Origin of the sequence: Pseudomonas sp. GV047, assembly GCF_003058245.1 — a bacterium.
GTDB lineage: Bacteria > Pseudomonadota > Gammaproteobacteria > Pseudomonadales > Pseudomonadaceae > Aquipseudomonas > Aquipseudomonas marginalis.
The window spans coordinates 43,316-61,092 of sequence record NZ_QCWA01000013.1; the positions used below are offsets into that span (position 1 = coordinate 43,316).

General features: G+C 62.2%; 15 protein-coding genes and 1 pseudogene. 10 read left to right on the top strand and 6 right to left on the bottom strand.

All coding sequences use genetic code 11. The annotated features are described in order from the left end of the window. The first annotated feature begins 38 nt into the window (after positions 1–38). From C8K58_RS26470 to C8K58_RS33220, 6 genes and pseudogenes are all read left to right on the top strand, one after another. Positions 39–1,007, top strand: a complete 969-nt coding sequence (locus C8K58_RS26470; RefSeq protein ID WP_098478837.1) for a FecR domain-containing protein — start codon at positions 39–41, stop codon at positions 1,005–1,007. 117 nt (positions 1,008–1,124) lie between these two features. Next, positions 1,125–3,689: a TonB-dependent receptor gene (locus tag C8K58_RS26475; RefSeq protein ID WP_108574626.1), complete on the top strand. Its 2,565-nt coding sequence runs from the start codon at positions 1,125–1,127 to the stop codon at positions 3,687–3,689. 136 nt (positions 3,690–3,825) lie between these two features. After that, positions 3,826–4,434, top strand: a complete 609-nt coding sequence (locus C8K58_RS26480; protein WP_027605493.1) for a biliverdin-producing heme oxygenase — start codon at positions 3,826–3,828, stop codon at positions 4,432–4,434. Between the two features lie 168 nt (positions 4,435–4,602). Further along, positions 4,603–5,004 (top strand): YbaN family protein, encoded by a 402-nt coding sequence (locus C8K58_RS26485; protein ID WP_027605492.1) that lies wholly within the window; start codon positions 4,603–4,605, stop codon positions 5,002–5,004. 412 nt (positions 5,005–5,416) lie between these two features. Continuing rightward, positions 5,417–6,424: pseudogene (locus tag C8K58_RS33215) on the top strand (HAMP domain-containing protein); the annotation flags it as partial. A 102-nt stretch (positions 6,425–6,526) separates the two neighbouring features. Beyond that, entirely contained in the window at positions 6,527–7,282 is a 756-nt protein-coding gene (locus tag C8K58_RS33220; RefSeq protein ID WP_371263365.1) for a methyl-accepting chemotaxis protein, read from the top strand. Positions 7,283–7,345: 63 nt separating this feature from the next. Here the strand turns inward: C8K58_RS33220 and C8K58_RS26495 are convergent, their stop codons facing one another. Then, positions 7,346–7,909 carry an NAD(P)H nitroreductase gene (locus tag C8K58_RS26495; protein ID WP_027605490.1) on the bottom strand — a complete coding sequence of 188 codons (564 nt, stop codon included), beginning with the start codon at positions 7,907–7,909 and terminating at the stop codon, positions 7,346–7,348. Between the two features lie 140 nt (positions 7,910–8,049). Between C8K58_RS26495 and C8K58_RS26500 the strand changes: the two genes are divergently transcribed. From C8K58_RS26500 to C8K58_RS26510, 3 genes are read left to right on the top strand one after another with little or no spacing between them, the layout of a single operon-like run. After that, on the top strand, positions 8,050–9,489 hold the full coding sequence (locus C8K58_RS26500) for a di-heme oxidoredictase family protein (RefSeq protein WP_027605489.1): 1,440 nt from the start codon (positions 8,050–8,052) through the stop codon (positions 9,487–9,489). A gap of 31 nt (positions 9,490–9,520) precedes the next feature. After that, positions 9,521–10,585 carry an imelysin family protein gene (locus C8K58_RS26505; protein WP_027605488.1) on the top strand — a complete coding sequence of 355 codons (1,065 nt, stop codon included), beginning with the start codon at positions 9,521–9,523 and terminating at the stop codon, positions 10,583–10,585. A 2-nt stretch (positions 10,586–10,587) separates the two neighbouring features. Beyond that, positions 10,588–11,685, top strand: coding sequence for a DUF1513 domain-containing protein (locus C8K58_RS26510; RefSeq protein WP_027605487.1), 1,098 nt, complete (start codon positions 10,588–10,590; stop codon positions 11,683–11,685). Positions 11,686–11,806: 121 nt separating this feature from the next. Here the strand turns inward: C8K58_RS26510 and C8K58_RS26515 are convergent, their stop codons facing one another. From C8K58_RS26515 to colR, 5 genes are all read right to left on the bottom strand, one after another. Continuing rightward, positions 11,807–12,034, bottom strand: coding sequence for a hypothetical protein (locus tag C8K58_RS26515; RefSeq protein ID WP_027605486.1), 228 nt, complete (start codon positions 12,032–12,034; stop codon positions 11,807–11,809). Further along, complete coding sequence (locus tag C8K58_RS26520) at positions 12,031–12,750, bottom strand: lipopolysaccharide kinase InaA family protein (RefSeq protein WP_027605485.1); 720 nt, start codon at positions 12,748–12,750, stop codon at positions 12,031–12,033. The genes C8K58_RS26515 and C8K58_RS26520 overlap by 4 nt, the downstream gene beginning before the upstream one ends. Positions 12,751–12,754: 4 nt before the next feature. Continuing rightward, positions 12,755–13,435 (bottom strand): class I SAM-dependent methyltransferase, encoded by a 681-nt coding sequence (locus C8K58_RS26525; protein ID WP_027605484.1) that lies wholly within the window; start codon positions 13,433–13,435, stop codon positions 12,755–12,757. A 188-nt stretch (positions 13,436–13,623) separates the two neighbouring features. Beyond that, a complete protein-coding gene (locus tag C8K58_RS26530; protein ID WP_027605483.1) occupies positions 13,624–14,904 on the bottom strand; it encodes a HAMP domain-containing sensor histidine kinase in 1,281 nt (426 codons plus the stop codon). Beyond that, positions 14,894–15,577, bottom strand: a complete 684-nt coding sequence (colR, locus tag C8K58_RS26535; RefSeq protein WP_027605482.1) for a two-component system response regulator ColR — start codon at positions 15,575–15,577, stop codon at positions 14,894–14,896. Before colR ends, C8K58_RS26530 begins: the two co-directional genes overlap by 11 nt. Before the next feature lie 201 nt (positions 15,578–15,778). On the opposite strand from colR, the gene C8K58_RS26540 reads away from it, so the two are divergent. After that, positions 15,779–17,728: an LTA synthase family protein gene (locus tag C8K58_RS26540; RefSeq protein WP_027605481.1), complete on the top strand. Its 1,950-nt coding sequence runs from the start codon at positions 15,779–15,781 to the stop codon at positions 17,726–17,728. Positions 17,729–17,777 lie beyond the last annotated feature (49 nt).

The window sequence follows — 17,777 nt, forward strand, 5'->3', positions numbered from 1 at the left end:
AAAGATGAATAGAACGTGGCGAAGACCCGAGGAACACCGTGACGGACCCGAATAAACTGCGCCCCCATGAGCTGGCTCATGAGGTGTTGCAAGATACGGCTATGGACCAGGCCCTCGATTGGCTGATCGCCTTGCAGTGCCCAGCGCCCGGGCAGCAGGCCGAGTTTGAAGCCTGGCTGGCCCAAGACCCCGCCCACGTCCACGCCTTCGGCAAGGCCCAGGCCGCCTGGGGTGGCGCGCCGGTGCACAGCGCCGCCGTCGCCCTGGCCGCGCCGCGCAAGCCCAGGGGCTGGCGCCGGATCAAGCCGCACTGGAAACCGCTGGCCACCGCCGCCGTGCTGTTGATCGGCCTGTTCAGCTTCAGCAACCTGCCGGTACGCCTGCAAGCCGACCATCTCACGGTGGTGGGCGAACGCCAGCGCCTGCAATTGGACGATGGCTCGAAAGTGTTGCTGAACACCAATTCGGCGTTTTCCAGCAGCATCAAGGACCACCAGCGGATCGTTCGCCTGTACCAGGGCGAAGCCTTTTTCGAAATCATGCCCGGCCATGGCCTGCCCCTGGAAATCGACGCCGGCCCCGTGCGAGCCAGCGTGCGTGATACCGCCTTCGCCGTGCGCTACCTCAACGGCGAAGCCCAGGTGCAGGTGCAGCGCGGCGATGTCGACCTGAGCAATACCTTCGACGATGCCCGCGTGCGCCTGAGTGCCGGCGAAAGCATCCGCATCGGGCCCAAGGGCTTTGGCCAACCGGCCCGGCTGGATGCCAGCAAGGACCTGGCCTGGGTGCAAGGCCGGCTGATTTTCGAAAACTGCCCGATGAGCGAAGTGCTCGCCGAACTGCGTCGTTACTACCCCGGCTGGATCGTCAACACCAACGACAAGCTCGCCAGCGTCGCCGTCACCGGCAACTACCGCCTCGACCAACCCCTGGATGTGGTGCGCTCCCTGGCCCACATCACCTCAGCGAAGTTGTCGGAATACCCCGCGCTGGTGATTTTGAACTAAATGAGAATTATTTTTACTCGATAGCCTTCGGCGGTACGTCTCGTCTTAGCCAATGCAACTGATTCCTATTTGGTTCGGTTCGCAACTATAAGATTCGTACCTTCCGGAGCGCTCTCGATGTCCTCTCGTTTCAACCGCCGGTCCTCCTCCCCCGTGCTGTCCTTGCTGACCGCCGCCATCCTGCTGGCCGGTTCGCCAGTGATGGCCGCCACTGCCGCCGAACCTGCCGCCCGCAGCCACGGCAACTACAGCTTCAGCATCGAGCAACAGCCACTGGTTTCGGCGCTGAACGCTTTTACCAGCGTGACCGGCTGGCAAGTCGGCCTGCCCGCCGAGCTGGGCCAGGGTGTGTCGTCCCCTGGGGTGCGCGGCGCCCTGTCGCCGGAGAAAGCCCTGGACCGGCTGTTGGTGGGGACCAACCTGAGCTACCGCAAGCTGGGCAATAACAACATCGTCCTGGAAAAGCGCACGGCGGGCAGCACCCTCAACCTGCAACAGGTGACCATCAGCGCTACCCGTAACGCGCAGGATGTGAACAGCGTACCGAGCACCGTCAGCGTGCATGATCGCGAAGAACTGGACCGCCAGAACGTCAACAACATCCGTGAGCTGGTGCGCTACGAGCCCGGCGTCTCGGTAGGCGGCGCAGGCACCCGCGCCGGCAATGCCGGGTTCAACATCCGCGGGATCGACGGCGACCGCATCCTTACCCAGGTGGACGGTGTGGAAGTGCCCGACAACTTCTTCAACGGCCCCTACGCCAAGACCCGCCGCAACTACGTCGACCCGGAAGTCGTCAAGCGCGTCGAGATCCTGCGCGGCCCGGCCTCGGCCCTCTACGGCAGCAGCGCCATCGGCGGCGCCGTGAGTTACTTCACCCTCGACCCGGACGACATCATCAAGCCCGGCCAGGACGTCGGCGCACGCTTGAAGACCGGCTACAGTTCCGCCGACGAAAGCTGGCTGACCTCCGGCACCGTCGCCGGCCGCGTGCAGGACTTCGATGGCTTGCTGCACCTGAGCCAGCGCAATGGCCATGAGACCGAATCCTACGACGGCAACAACGCCACCGGCCTGGCCCGTACCGGCGCCAACCCCGAGGACGCGCGCACCACCAACATCCTGGCCAAGCTCGGCTGGAACTATGGCGATGACAACCGCCTGGGCCTGACCTATGAGAAGTACAAGGATGATCGCGACGTCAACCTGAAGAACGCGGTGGGCGGCCCGTTCATCGGCGGCCGAGGCTTCAACCTCTACCGTGATCGCCGTGGTAACGACACCATTACCCGCGAACGTTTCGGCCTGGAAAACAGCTTCGCCCTTGAGTCGCCGATTGCCGACCGGATCAAGACCAGCCTCAACTACCAGATCGCCAAGACCGACCAGACCACTGCCGAGATCTATCAGTCAGGTCGTCGTGTCCTGCGCACCCGCGACACGCTGTACCAGGAAAAACAGTGGATTTTCGATGCGCAGTTGGACAAAGCGTTCAGCCTCGGTGAAACCGATCACCAAGTGACCTACGGCACTACCCTCAAGCAGCAGAAAGTCACCGGCTCGCGCGAGGGCGGCGCGACCTGTGTGGCCGTCGGCAGTGGCTGCACCGCCATCGGCGCCCCCAGCCCGATGGCCTCCGACAGTGTGAAAAAGTCCAGCGACTTCCCCGACCCGACCATCAACACCTACTCGCTGTTCGCACAGGACCAGATCAGTTGGGACAAATGGACCTTCCTGCCCGCCGTGCGCTACGACTACACCCAGCTCAAACCCAAGCTGACCCAGGAGTTCCTCAACACCGTCAACCCGACTGGCGCGGACCCGGTGAGCGATAAGGAAAAAACCTGGCACCGTGTGACGCCCAAGTTCGGCCTGACTTACGCCCTGACGGATCAATACACCTGGTTCGGCCAATATGCCGAAGGTTTCCGTACGCCATCCGCCAAGGCGTTGTACGGCCGCTTTGAAAACCTCAACCTGGGCTACACCGTCGAGCCGAACCCCGACCTCAAGCCAGAAACCAGCAAGGGCATCGAAACCGGGATTCGCGGCAAGTTTGACGAGGGATCCTTTGAAATCGCCGTGTTTTACAACAAGTACCGCGACTTTATCGATGAGGACAACGCCGTCGTCGGCGGCACGGTCGAACAGTTCCAGGCCATCAATATCAAGCGCGCCACCATCAAGGGGGCCGAAGCCAAAGGGCGCCTGAACCTGGATGCATTCGGCGCCCCGCAGGGCCTCTACACCCAGGGTTCGGTGTCCTATGCCTACGGTCGTAACGACGATAACGGCGAGCCGCTGAACAGCGTCAACCCGCTCAAGGGCGTATTTGGCCTGGGCTACGATCAGGACAACTACGGTGGTCTGTTGAGCTGGACCCTGGTGAAAAAACAGGATCGCGTCGACAGCAGTACCTTCCACGCGCCGGACGGCGACACCAGCGGCCCCTTCAAGACCCCGGGCTTCGGGGTTGTCGACCTGACCGCCTTCTACAAAGTCACCCAGGACGTGACCATCAACGGCGGCCTCTACAACCTCACCGACAAGAAATACTGGAACTGGGATGACGTACGCAGCTACGACAGTGTCGGCGAAGCCGCGGTGACCGGACCGGCCAACCTCGACCGCCTGACCCAGCCGGGCCGCAACGTTGCGATCAACCTGATCTGGGACATCTGACGACACCCGACTCACCTCGTCGAAATTTCAGCGGCGAGGTGAGGATTTTTTACTGTGCCGCGTCTTCTTGTTCGTCTAGTTGATAACAGCTCTCTTTAAGGGCCATAAGGCGCTCCCCCTTCTCAAGGACTTTTTCATGACCGCTTCTTCTACCGCAGAACGCCCAAGCCTGCGCTCCCAGCGCCTGAACCAGATTACCCACGAGCCACACACCAGGCTGGACGCGTTGGTGAAGGCCCACGCGCCGTTTGAAACCCAGGCCAACTTCGCGCGTTTCGTAGTGGCGCAGTACCTGTTCCAGTCGGAACTGGTGGCCCTGTACAACGATGCCGAACTGATCAAGATCGTGCCTGACCTGGCCGAACGCTGCCGCGCCGAAGCCGCCAGGCTGGACCTGGCTGACCTGGATACCGAAGTGCCAGCACCGCTCCCCGGCGCGCTAAAAAACCCGAGCAAGGCCGAAGCCCTGGGCTGGTTGTTCGTGTCCGAAGGTTCCAAGCTGGGCGCGGCGTTCCTGATCAAGCGCGCCGTAGGTCTGGGCCTGAGCGAAACCTTCGGTGCCCGCCACCTGGGTGAGCCGGCCGGTGGTCGCGCCGAAGGCTGGAAAAGCTTCACTCGCACCCTGGATGCGTTGCAATTGAGCGCCGAGGAAGAAGCCGCAGCGGAAAAAGGCGCGGTGGATGCATTTGTGCGCTTCACCGTGCTGCTGGAACAGGCGTACGCTAGCGCCCCTGAACTGGCCTGATCGCCCACATTGAAATGCGGTTTAAATGTGGGAGGGGGCTTGCTCCCGATAGCGGTGCATCAGTCAACAAATAGGTACCTGACCCTCCGCCATCGGGGGCAAGCCCCCTCCCACAGTTGATTGCATTTCAATGCCGACTCTTTTGTTATCCCCTACTTTGCACACACCATGACCCGCAAACCCCAATCCACCTCGAAAATCGCACAGATCCTCTTCGGCCTGCTGGCCTACGTCAGCCTGGGCATCGGGCTGGTGGCGATTGTGGTGCCGGGTTTGCCCACCACCGAGTTCATCCTCCTGGCCGCCTGGGCCGCGACCAAAAGCTCACCGCGCCTCAGTGCCTGGCTGGAAAACCACCGCCTGTTCGGACCGATCCTGTTCAACTGGCGCAACGGCAGGATCATCGCGCGCCGGGCCAAAGTCAGTGCCACCGTGAGCATGCTGCTGTGCGCCATCCTGATGCTGGTGATGCTCGACCACGGCTGGCCGATCTACCTGGCGATTGCCGGGATGAGCCTGGGCAACCTATGGATCTGGTCACGCCCGGAACGGCTCGCACAGCCCGTGTGACGCCGGCTGTAGCCGTTCTCCTACCGCTCATCGCCTGCCTCTCATGAATTAATTTGTTACGCCGATGTTTCAGACATAGCGCTGAATGGACTTGGCCTGCACTGCGAGCCCTCCAACATGCCCATTCGTGAGTGAACCTATGTTCGACACCCTCTCTATCCGCTTGAAAATCGTGCTGCTGTCCGGGCTCTGCCTGTTGGGGGTGATTGCGCTGGTGGTCGGCATCAACATCTACAACACCAACCAGAACGATCAGTTGGTCAGCGACTCAAGCTCGCGCATGCTTACCGACGGCGTGGAACAACTGCTGCAAGCCAGGGCGGCCGAACAGGCAGTGCAACTGCAGAAAACCTTCGGCGACAGCCTGCTGGCGCTGACCGCACTGGCCGACCAGGTCAAGGACCTGCGCACCATGGCCAGCAAGCGTGGCCTGGACGCCGGCGCGCTGCGCGAAGAAATCAACCAGAGCCTGAAAACCACGTTCGATCGCAACAGCAAAGTGCTGGGTTTCTGGCTGTCGTTCGAACCCAACAGCCTGGATGGCAAGGACAGCGAATTCGTCGATGACAAAGCGCGCGCCTCCAACGAAAAAGGGCGCTTCTCCAGTTATTGGAGCCGTGCCGGCGGCGAAGGCTTGAACACCGTCATGGTCGAAGAGGACCTGAACAAGACCACCCTCACCCTCAACGGTACGCCCTACAACATCTGGTACACCTGCCCACGGGACACCCGCACTACCTGCCTGCTGGACCCGTATGAAGACACAGTGGGGGGCAAAAAGGTGCTGATGACCACCATCGCTTCGCCGCTGATCGTCGACGGCAAACTCATCGGCGTCATCGGTGTGGACATTGCCCTCACCGCCCTGCAAGCCACCACCGACGCCGCACAGAAAGACCTGTTCAACGGCGCGGCGCACCTGGAGATTCTTTCCAGTACCGGCCTGATTGCCGCCTACAGCGGCGAACCGGACAAGGTCGGCAAGAACCTGATCGACACCCTTGGCGCCGAAGGCAAGGAAATCGTGCAATTGCTGGCCAGTGACAACCGCATGATCCGTGAACAGGGCGACACCATTCGCGCCGTGTACCCGGTCAAGCCACTCGCCGATGCCAAGCCATGGGGCGTGGTGATCAAACTGCCCAAAAGCGTGATGCTGGCCGATAACGTCAAGCTGCAGGCGGTACTCGACGACGCCCAGGCCAGCGGCACGCTCAAGGCCTTGCTGGTCGGCGCCGCCGCCGGCCTGCTCGGCTTGCTGCTGATCTGGCTCACCGCCACCGGCGTGACCCGCCCGATCAACAGCGTGGCCGCCATGCTCAAGGACATCGCCAGCGGCGACGGCGATCTCACCCAGCGCCTGGCCTATGCCAAGAAAGATGAACTGGGCGAGTTGGTGAACTGGTTCAACCGCTTCCTCGACAAACTGCAACCAACCATCGCGCAGATCAAGCAAAGCATCACCGAAGCCCGTGGCACGGCTGACCAGTCCTCGGCCATCGCACGCCAGACCAGCGAAGGCATGCAGGTGCAGTTCCGCGAAATCGACCAGGTGGCCACGGCGTCCAACGAAATGAGCGCCACCGCCCATGACGTCGCCAACAGCGCCTCCAATGCCGCCAGCGCGGCACGCGGCGCCGACCACTCGGCCCGTGAAGGCATGTCGATCATCGAGCAGAGCACCCGCGACATCACCACCCTCGCCGAAGAAGTCAGCAAGGCGGTGGGCGAAGTCGAAGCCCTGGCGGTCAACAGCGAACAGATCGGTTCAGTCCTGGAAGTGATCCGCAGCATTGCCGAGCAAACCAACCTGCTGGCGCTCAACGCGGCGATCGAAGCCGCACGCGCCGGGGAAAGCGGCCGGGGGTTTGCGGTGGTGGCCGACGAAGTGCGCAACCTGGCCAAGCGCACCCAGGATTCGGTGGAGGAAATCCGCCAGGTGATCGAACGTATCCAGAGCGGCACCCGTGGCGTGGTGGCAACCATGCACTCGAGCCAGAGCCAGGCCCAGAGTAACGCAGGGCAGATCCATCAAGCCGCGCAGGCCCTGGGCAAGATCAGTGATGCCGTGACGGTGATCAGCGACATGAACCTGCAAATCGCCAGCGCCGCCGAGCAGCAAAGCGCCGTGGCCGAAGAGGTCAACCGCAACGTCTCGGCGATCCGCACCGTGACCGAAACCCTCACTGGCCAGGCCACCGAGTCGGCGGCCATCAGCAGCCAGCTCAATGCGTTGGCCAGCCAGCAGATGAAACTCATGGATCAGTTCAAGGTGTAAGACACACCAACGGTCAAATGTGGGAGGAGGCTTGCCCCCTCCCACATTTTGACCGCCTACTGCTTAGAGACCCGTCCAGGCCTGCACAAACGCCGCCACATCTTCCTTCGGCGCCGTACGCGGCGGGTTCTGCGGTGTACCCAAATAAAGGAAGCCAATCACCTCCTCATCCGCCGTCAGCCCCAGGCCTTTGGCGACATGAGCCGAGTAGGACAGTTCACCCGTGCGCCACACCGCACCAATCCCCTGGGCATAGGCCGCCAGCAGAATACCGTGGGCCGCGCAGGCGGCTGCCAACAGTTGTTCAGACTTGGGCACCTTGAAGTGTTCCTGCAGGCGGGCAATCACCACCACCACCAGCGGCGCCCGCAGCGGGCCGTTCTGGGCCTTGTCGATGACAGCCTGGGGAGCATCGGCGTCCTGCAGGCGAGCGGCTTCGGCCAACAGCGTGCCCATCTGCTCACGGGCGGCACCTTCCACGGTGAGGAAACGCCAAGGGCGCAGTTGGCCGTGGTCGGGCGCACGCATGGCTGCGGCGAACAGCACATCGCGCTGCTCCTGGGTCGGTGCCGGTTCCAGCAAACGCGGCACGGAAACACGGTTGAGCAAAGCGTCGAGAGCCTGCATTGGCCACCTCCAGAAAAAAATGTGCGGTCATTCTAGCGGGAATGAATCGGGATGCCACCAAACGATAATTGCTCTTATTCAATCCGCCCCGCCCTGTTAGACTTTGCGACCTTATTTTCAGCCTTGGTCCGGGAAACTCGATGTTTCGTTCGCTTTTTCGCCTGTGCGCAGCGTTGATGGCCTTGAGCCTGGCCGCCTGCGACGACGCCCCACGCTTCACCAAGGCCGAGCCGGGTGAAGCGCGAGCGGGCGGCGCGACGACGGTGAACAAGCGCGACCAGAATGCGTTTTCCCTGCCCTCGGCCAACCTGTCGCCCACGCGCCGCCTGGATTTCAGCGTGGGCAACAGCTTCTTCCGCAGCCCCTGGGTGATCGCGCCGTCCACCACCACCGCCCGCGATGGCCTGGGCCCGCTGTTCAATACCAACGCCTGCCAGAACTGCCATATCAAGGACGGCCGTGGCCACCCGCCGCTGCCCGACGCGGCCAATGCGGTGTCGATGCTGGTGCGCCTGTCGATTCCCCTGTCTACCCAGGACCAGCCGCCCTACGCCAAGCTCATCGAGCAAGCCGGGGTGGTACCCGAGCCCGTCTACGGCGGGCAACTGCAGGACATGGCGGTGCCCGGCGTGCCGCCGGAAGGCAAGGTGCGCGTCGACTACACGCCGGTCAACGTCACCTTCAAGGACGGCACCGTCGTCGAGTTGCGCAAGCCCGACCTGCAAATCACCCAGCTCGGCTATGGCCCGATGCACCCGGACACGCGCTTCTCCGCACGCATCGCCCCACCGATGATCGGCCTGGGCCTGCTCGAAGCCATCAGCGACGCGGACATCCTGCGAAATACCGACCCGAAGACCGCCGACGAGGAAGCCCTCGTCGGCCGCGCGAATCGGGTCTGGGATGACGCCGAGCAAAAAACCGTACTCGGGCGTTTTGGCTGGAAAGCCGGGCAACCCAATCTCAATCAACAAAATGTTCACGCGTTCTCTGGTGATATGGGCCTTACCACCTCCCTGAGACCCTTCGATGACTGCACCGACGCCCAAGTCGCCTGCAAACAGGCACCCAACGGCAATGGCCCCGATGGCGAGCCGGAAGTCAGCGACAACATCCTGCGCCTGGTGCTGTTCTATACGCGCAACCTGGCAGTGCCCGTGCGCCGCGACGTCGACACGCCGCAGGTGCTGGCCGGGAAAAACCTGTTCTACCAGGCCGGTTGCCAGGGTTGCCATAAACCGACGTTCACCACCGCTGCGAATGCCGCCGAACCCGAGTTGGCCAACCAGGTGATTCGCCCCTACAGCGACCTGCTGTTGCACGACATGGGGCCAGGCCTGGCCGACAACCGCACGGAATTCAAGGCCGGTGGCCGCGACTGGCGCACGCCGCCGTTGTGGGGCATCGGCCTGACGCAGACCGTCAGTGGCCATACCCAGTTCCTGCATGACGGCCGCGCCCGCAACCTGCTCGAAGCCGTGCTGTGGCACGGCGGCGAAGCACAAGCGGCGCAGCAGCATGTGTTGTCCTTCAATGCCGAGCAGCGCGCTGCGTTGCTGGCGTTCCTGAATTCTTTATAAGCTTCGCCCCAATTACAGAAGGGAGCTCGACATGTTCCGTCCCAAGTTGTTGTTCACCAGCCTGGCCGCCCTCGCCCTGGGCGCCTGCTCGCCACAAGACCCGCAAGCCGTGACCTCGGCGGCGATCGCCAAGCAGGTGATCCTGCCGACCTACAGCCGCTGGGTCGAAGCCGACCGTCAGTTGGCCGTCAGCGCCCTCGCCTACTGCCAGGGCAAGGAAAGCCTGGACACTGCCCGCGCCGACTTCCTCCACGCGCAAAAAGCCTGGGCCGAGTTGCAACCGCTGCTGATCGGCCCGCTGGCCGAGGGCAACCGCTCGTGGCAGGTGCAGTTCTGGCCGGACAAGAAGAACCTGGTGGGCCGCCAGGTCGAGCAACTGGTCGCCGCCCAGCCGCAGATCGACGGTGCCGCACTGGCCAAGTCCAGCGTGGTGGTGCAGGGCCTGTCGGCCTACGAATACATCCTCTACGACGCCAGGACCGACATCGCCGACGAGGCGCAGAAAGCCCGTTACTGCCCGCTGCTGGTGGCCATCGGTGAGCGCCAGAAAGCCCTGGCCGAAGAGATCCTGGCCAGTTGGAACAGCACCGACGGCATGCTCGCGCAGATGAGCAAGTTCCCGAACCAGCGCTACGCTGATTCCCACGAAGCCATCGCCGATCTGCTGCGCGTACAAGTGACCGCACTGGACACCCTGAAGAAAAAACTCGGCACGCCCATGGGCCGCCAGACCAAGGGCATCCCGCAGCCGTTCCAGGCCGATGCATGGCGTAGCCAGTCGTCCCTGCAAAGCCTGGAAGCCAGCCTCGCCGCCGCCCAGACCGTGTGGGTGGGCGTGGACAACAAGGGCCTGCGTGGTTTGCTGCCGGCGGATCAGAAGCCGTTGGCCGACAAGATCGACGCAGCCTATGCGGCCGCGCTGAAACTGTTCGCCAGCAACCAGCGTACCCTCAACGAACTGTTGAACGATGACGCCGGGCGCCAGCAGCTCAACGACATCTACGACAGCCTCAACGTCGTCCACCGCCTGCACGAAGGCGAGCTGGCCAAGGCGCTGGGGATTCAACTGGGCTTCAATGCCAACGACGGTGACTGATGATGCTCAGGCGACAGGCTTTGGCGATCGGCAGCGTGCTGCTCAGCGCACTCACGTTGGGTGGCTGGACGCTGTTCAAAGGGAAAGGCAAGCGCCCGCTGCTGCTGTCGGCCCGCGATGATGCAGACGGCAAGCACTATGCCGTGGGCTTTCAGCTGGACGGCAAGCAGGTGTTCGCCACCCAGGTCGGCCAGCGCTGCCACGACATCATCAACCACCCGACGCTGCCGATTGCGCTGTTTGTTGCCCGCCGCCCGGGCACCGAGAGTTACCTGATCGACCTGCGCGATGGCGCGCTGTTGCAAACCCTCACCTCGAACGCCAACCGCCACTTCTATGGCCATGCGGTCATCCACAAGAGCGGCGATTGGCTGTACGCCACCGAGAACGACACGTCCGATCCCGGCCGTGGCCTGCTCGGTGTGTACAAGTTCGAAGGCGAGCGCCTGGTGCACAGCGGCGAGATCTCCACCCATGGCATCGGCCCGCACCAGGTGTCGTGGATGCCCGACGGCGAAACCCTGGCGGTGGCCAACGGCGGCATTCGCACCGAAGCCGAAAGCCGCGTGGAGATGAACCTCAACGCGATGGAACCGAGCCTGGTGCTGATGCACCGTGACGGCACGCTGATCAGCAAGGAAACCCTCGGCCAGCAGATGAACAGCGTGCGCCATATGGGCATCGCCAGCGATGGCACCCTTCTCACCGGCCAGCAGTTCATGGGACCGTCCCAGGAGCGCTCCGAGTTGCTGGCGATCAAGCGCCCGGGCGAGCCGTTCATGGCGTTCCCGGTGGCCGATGAGCAGTTGCAGGCCATGGGGCATTACACCGCCAGCGTCGCCGTGCACAGCGAATTGCGCCTGGTGGCGTTGACCGCACCCCGTGGCAACCGCTTCTTTATCTGGGACATGGACACTGCCGAGCTGCGCCTGGATGGACCGCTGCCCGACTGCGCAGGCGTCGGTGCAGTGGCAGACGGGTTTGTCGTCACCTCGGGCCAAGGGCGTTGCCGCTACTACGATTGCCGCCAGAAACAGTTGGTCGCCAAACCGTTGGAATTGCCGGCAGGGCTCTGGGATAACCACCTGCATCTGATCTGAGCTGCGTAGATACCGCCTAGCCAACGCCGCGCCCCCGTAGCAGCCGCGTTGCGGATAAGGTTTGAAAGGCAAAAAAAAGGGCCTCGCATCGCAAGGCCCTTCTTCGGGGGTTTGAATCGTTTCAACTCTGCGGCCTCATCCCTTGGGACATCCCAAACATGAACAACAGCAACTCATGATCAGGCTTGACCGCCGCACTCGCCTTGGCGACCCGGGGCAGCAGGCATTGCCCGCCGCCTTGCACCGCACTGAGTACCTGTGTGCGAGGTTGCTCCCATGCGGCCAGGGCCAGGGCGGCAATGCCCATCGCCCCGACCAGGAACAGACCTCGTGCTATTTCTAGCTTCATCTGGTTAAACCCTTGATAGCGCTGCCAAACGCCGCTTCATAAAAGTAGCTGAGTTTTTCCCAGTCGGTGCTGTTCCACGACGAATGGCGACGCAGCTGCAACATGTCATGGGAGGCTGCCCGATAAGCGGTCAAGCGCTGGCGGCATTTCTCGAAGTCCAGCAGCGCCACTTCCACCTGGGCCGAGTCGCCCTCGCCCGTCACCCGCACGAAAATATGCTTGATGTACAGGCAACCGTGCTGCCAGCGTCCCTTGTGCATGCGGGCCAGGGTAGCGGCCAACGCCTTGAGCAAGCGCTCGTGCACCTGCTCGCCATACTGTTCGCGACCACCGGCGGCGTACCAGTTTTCAATTTCGTCGAAGCCGTCGAGGGCGGCGGTCACCAGCAGCGCCTTCCAGCGGTGCTCGGGGTCACGACGCGCCTCACAAAAGACCATTTCGGGCACGCGAACATCCAGCAGTCGCAGGCCCCTGAGGGCATCCCGCTCGCGCAGCACCGTGGGGCGTCCGAACGGGTGCAGCCAACTGCGGTAGATATGGCCCGTCTGGCGCTTGCTGTAGAGCAAACGGCCATTAGCGGTCATGACCCGCTGTACACCACTTTCACCGCCACGCCGGCGATTGGGCTCTTCGACCCATTCGCCTTGCTGACGCCAGAAATAATCGAAGCGTTCTTCGGGAGCTACGTGACTGCCTGCTACGCACTCAACTGCCATCCTGTTACCTCTTGCGCAATACATACACCCGCCACATGGCGTAGAGCGGTATGAAGTCCAGGGATTCCTGAACACGGAATCCGGCTTGCTCGAACTCTGATTCAACAGTAGCAGCCGGTAACACAAATCTGTTCTGGTAACCTTCCTGCTCACCTGTCTTGCGACGCTTTCCTTCCAGACGCTTGCGTTTCCAGGCTTTGAAATTGCCATCGACCCACAGCGAAATGATCACGCTGTCACGGGTAACCCGCTGAAACTCCCGCAGAATTGCCTGACGGTGCGCCGGATCACCGATGTGGTGGAGCAGGCGCATACAGAAAATGCTGTCGACCGAGTTATCCGGCAAATCGATATCGAAGGCAGATGTCTGCAAGGGCCGTACCCGTTTCACCACTTCTGCGGGCTGGGCGGCCATCGCGACCTTCAACATGGAGGCCGAATTGTCGGCGCCGATGATCACACGGTTGGGTTTTTCCGCCAGCAGCGGCCAGAAGCGCCCGGCGCCACACGGCAGGTCCAGCACCAGGCCTGGCTCGCCGGCCATCGCCAACGCGCCACGGGCCAGTTGCTCGTCGCGTTTGTGGGACAACCGGCGCGCCAGATTGTCCTGATGCTTGAGCAAATATTCGTGGGCGTGCTGGTCGTCGTACTTTTCGGAAAATTCGAGCTTGATCGGGGTAGGCATCAACGGATCTCCTGTTGCTGATGCCTACAACCTTAAGCAGCGTCCTGTGATCAACAGGTCAACCCCTTGTGAAAAACTTGTCCTGTCCAATCCCATACATTTCAAGACTTTACAGACACAAGCAATATCATGGGGCCATCTTCGCCGATTTACGGGGATCTCTGGCAGGATAACGGCAGGGGGAACGCTCAGGCGTTGACCTGACTCAACTGGACGTGAAAGCGACAGCCATTGGGCTCCATGGTGCTGAGGGTAACGCTCCAGCCCTGGTTCTCGCAGATGCGCTGGACCAGTGACAACCCCAACCCCAGGCCCTCACCGCGCTTCTCACTGCCGCGGACGAACGGCTCGAACATCGCTTCGCGCTTGTCTTCGGGAATGCCGACGCCGCTGTCTTCCACCACAAACCCGGTCGGCTCCAGGGTCAGCCGGATGAAGCCGCTTTCGGTGTAATGCAGGGCATTGCGCAACAGGTTGCCCATCACGGCATGCAGGAAGGTCGCGTTGTAGCGCGTATCCAGCGGGTCGCCCGGCTGGTAGATCAACTCCAGGCCCTTGTGCTCGATGGGCTCGCGCCAGATGCCGAGCAGATCATCAGCGACCTGGGACAGATTGGCCTTGGGTGACATGCTGCCGTCATCATGTTGAGCCCGGGCCAGCATCAGGAAGGTTTGTACCAGTTCGCGCATTTCTTCGCAGGCCCGGGCGATTCGCTCGACCTGGTTACGCCCACGCTGATCGATAGCCGGGTTTTCCAGCAACAATTCGCAGGAGCTGGCCAGGACCATCAAAGGCGTGCGCAGTTCGTGGCTGACATCGCTGGTGAACAACTGCTCACGGGACAATGCCTGGCGCAGGCGCCCCAGCGTGGCGTCGAAGGCCACCGCCAGCTCACCCACTTCGTCGGCTGCGTAGTCCGGGGCCAGGGGCGGCGCCAGGCCCAGCAACTGGTCGCGGTGCCGCACCTGGCGGGCCAGGCGCACCACCGGCGCCATCACTTTACGGGCCAGTACCCAGCCGAGGAATACCGCCAGCGCCAGGCTGAGCACGAAGCCCACCAGCACCACGGCAAACAGCACGCGCTCGCGCTCTTCGAAATCGCTTTGATCCTGCAGCAGCACATAGCGCCGACCGTCGACCACTTCGACCATGGCGTGGTACGACAGCGCCTCGCGAAACACCTCATGAAACCCTGGTTCCAGATGCCGCAGGTCCTTGGGCAATTCAAAATCCCCCGGGCCACCGCTGAAGTAAAACAGCTGGTCGGGCTCGGGCCGGTGCCGCCAGTCCTCGACGGTGTCCATCAGCAGCAGGCGCTGCAGGTCACCGCCCAAGCCTGCCGAGATCAGCTTCTCTTCCACCAGGTGCACGGTGGCGACGATGCCCATGGCGAAGGCCCCCGCCACCAACGCACTCATCAAGGCAAAGGCGATGATGATCCGCTGGGCAAGGCTTTGCTTAAACTCCATCACGGCCCTCGGCCAGGCGGTAACCCACACCATGCACGGTTTGCAGCAACGGCTTGGCGAACGGCTTATCGATCACCTGGCGCAATTGGTGCACGTGGCTGCGCAGGCTGTCGCTGTCCGGGCAGTCATCGCCCCACAGGGCCTCTTCCAGCACTTCCCGACGCAGTACGTGGGGACTTTTCTGCATCAAGACCGCGAGCAGCTTGAGGCCGACCGGGTTGAGCTTGAGCAGGCGCCCTTCGCGGGTCACTTCCAGGGTATCGAGGTCGTAATTCAGATCGGCCACTTGCAGGGCGCGGCGACCGCCGCCTTGGGCACGGCGCAGCACCGCTTCGATGCGCGCGGCCAGTTCCGACAGGGCAAACGGTTTGAGCAAGTAATCGTCGGCACCGGACTTGAAGCCCTGCAGCCGGTCATCCAACTGGTCGCGGGCGGTGAGCATGATCACTGGCGTGTCGCGGCGGGCGTCTTCACGCAGGCGCTTGCACAAGGTGTAGCCATCGATGCCAGGCAGCATGATGTCGAGCACGATCAAGTCGTAATGCTCGGTGGCGGCCAGGTGCAGGCCCGACAAACCGTCCTGCGCACAGTCCACGGTGTAGCCTTTTAGCCCCAGGTAGTCGGCCAGGTTGGCCAGAATATCGCGGTTGTCTTCAACCAATAGAATTCGCATGGGCAGTGTCTCCGTACGCGGTAACGGCCGTGTTGGCTCGCGCAGCTTAAGGCCAAGTGTGGCTCAGGGATAGAGCGGAAAGGCGTACCAATAAAGGTTTTCAACCGATTCGGCCTACCAACGAGTTTTTCACTATAGCTTCACAAACTGACTACAGTGTCAGGCAGAAGATCGCCACCCATTGATATAAGGAACATGGACATGGGGTTTCTCAAGACGGCGCCAATGCGCTATCTGCTGTTGGTAACCGGTGCCTGGCTGGTTATTTTCCTGCTCACTCGCAGCGTGCTGCTCATCACCCATTTGGATGAAGTCGGCGGCAACCTGCTGCCGGTGTTTGGCGTGGGCCTGCTATACGACCTGGGCTTCCTCGCCTACGCGGCACTGCCGCTGGGCCTGTATTTGCTGCTGTGCCCGCCCGCGCTGTGGCGCCGTCGCGGTCACCGCTGGTTCCTGCAGGCCGTGCTCACCGTCAGCCTGTTCGCCATGCTGTTTACCTCGGTGGCCGAGTGGCTGTTCTGGGATGAGTTCGGCGTGCGCTTCAACTTCATTGCCGTCGATTACCTGGTGTACTCCGACGAGGTGTTGAACAACCTGCTCGAGTCCTACCCGATCGGCAAACTGCTGAGCCTGCTCGCCATGCTGGCGATTGTCTTGAGCCTGGCCTTGCGCAAACCGTTCAATGCAGCGATGAGCGCCCCACTGCCGCCGATGCGTGGCCGGCTAGTGAATGCCTTGGCCCTGTTGGTCGTTGCCGGCCTCAGCCTGCAACTGATCAGCCAGGACAGCCCGCGTGCTCAGGGCGGCAATGCCTACAAGAACGAACTGGCCAGCAATGGTCCGTATCAGTTTTTCGCCGCATTCCGTAACAACGAACTGGATTACCCACAGTTCTACAAAACCCTGCCGACTGAGGTTATCGCCACGCAACTGCGTGCAGAGCTGAGCGAACCCAACGCCCGCTTTATCGGCCAGGACCCGCTGGATATCCGCCGCGCCATCACCAATCCGGGCACGCCGCGCAAACCCAATGTCGTGCTGGTGACCATCGAAAGTTTCAGCGCCAAGTACATGGGCAGCAACGGCGACGAGCGCAACCTCACGCCTAACCTGGATGCGCTGCGTAAACAGAGCCTGTATTTCAATAATTTCTATGCCACCGGCACCCGCACCGACCGTGGCCTGGAGGCGATCACCCTGGCGATTCCACCCACGCCCGGGCGCTCGATCGTCAAGCGCATCGGTCGTGAAAGCGGCTTCGCCAGCCTGGGGCAACAGCTCACGGCCGTCGGTTACGACAGCGTGTTTGTGTACGGCGGGCGCGGGTACTTCGATAACATGAACGCGTTTTTCAGCGGCAATGGTTATCGCGTCGTGGACCAGAGCAGCGTGCCCGAGTCAGAAATCTCGTTCAAGAACGCCTGGGGCATGGCCGACGAGGACCTGTACAACCAAACCCTGAAACTGGCCGACACCGACTACGCCAAGCAGCAGCCCTTTTTGCTGCAACTGATGACCACCTCCAACCACCGCCCCTACACCTACCCGGATGGGCGTATCGACATCAAATCCGGGAATGGCCGCGACGGCGCGGTGAAATACACCGACCACGCCATCGGCCAATTCCTGGAAGCCGCCCGCCAAAAACCCTGGTTCGATAACACGATCTTCATCTTCGTCGCCGACCACACCGCCGGCAGCGCAGGCAAGGAAGACCTGCCCATCACCAACTACCAGATTCCGCTGTTCATCTATGCGCCCAAGCTGATCGACGCACGGGAAAGCGCACAACTGGCCAGCCAGATCGACCTGGCGCCCACGCTGCTGGGCCTGCTCAACCTGAGCTACGAATCCACCTTCTTTGGTCGCAACCTGTTGCAGGACAACCCACTGCCACCTCGGGTGGTGGTCGGCAACTACCAGCACCTGGGCCTGTTCGACGGCAAGGACCTGGCCATTCTCAGCCCACGCCTGGGCCTGCGCCGCCACGACCAGGCCCTGGGTGAGAGCCAGGAGTTGCGGGTCGGCAGCGATGACCCGTTGATCCAGCGGGCGATCACCTACTACCAGGCCGCCAGCTATGGCTTCAAACAACAGTTGCTGAGCTGGAGAGCGCCCAAGGAAGAGGCCCCGGCACTGAGCACGCGCTAACCAAAACGTCCCGTACAGGTCAGTACGGGACGTTTTTCACCAGGGTCCA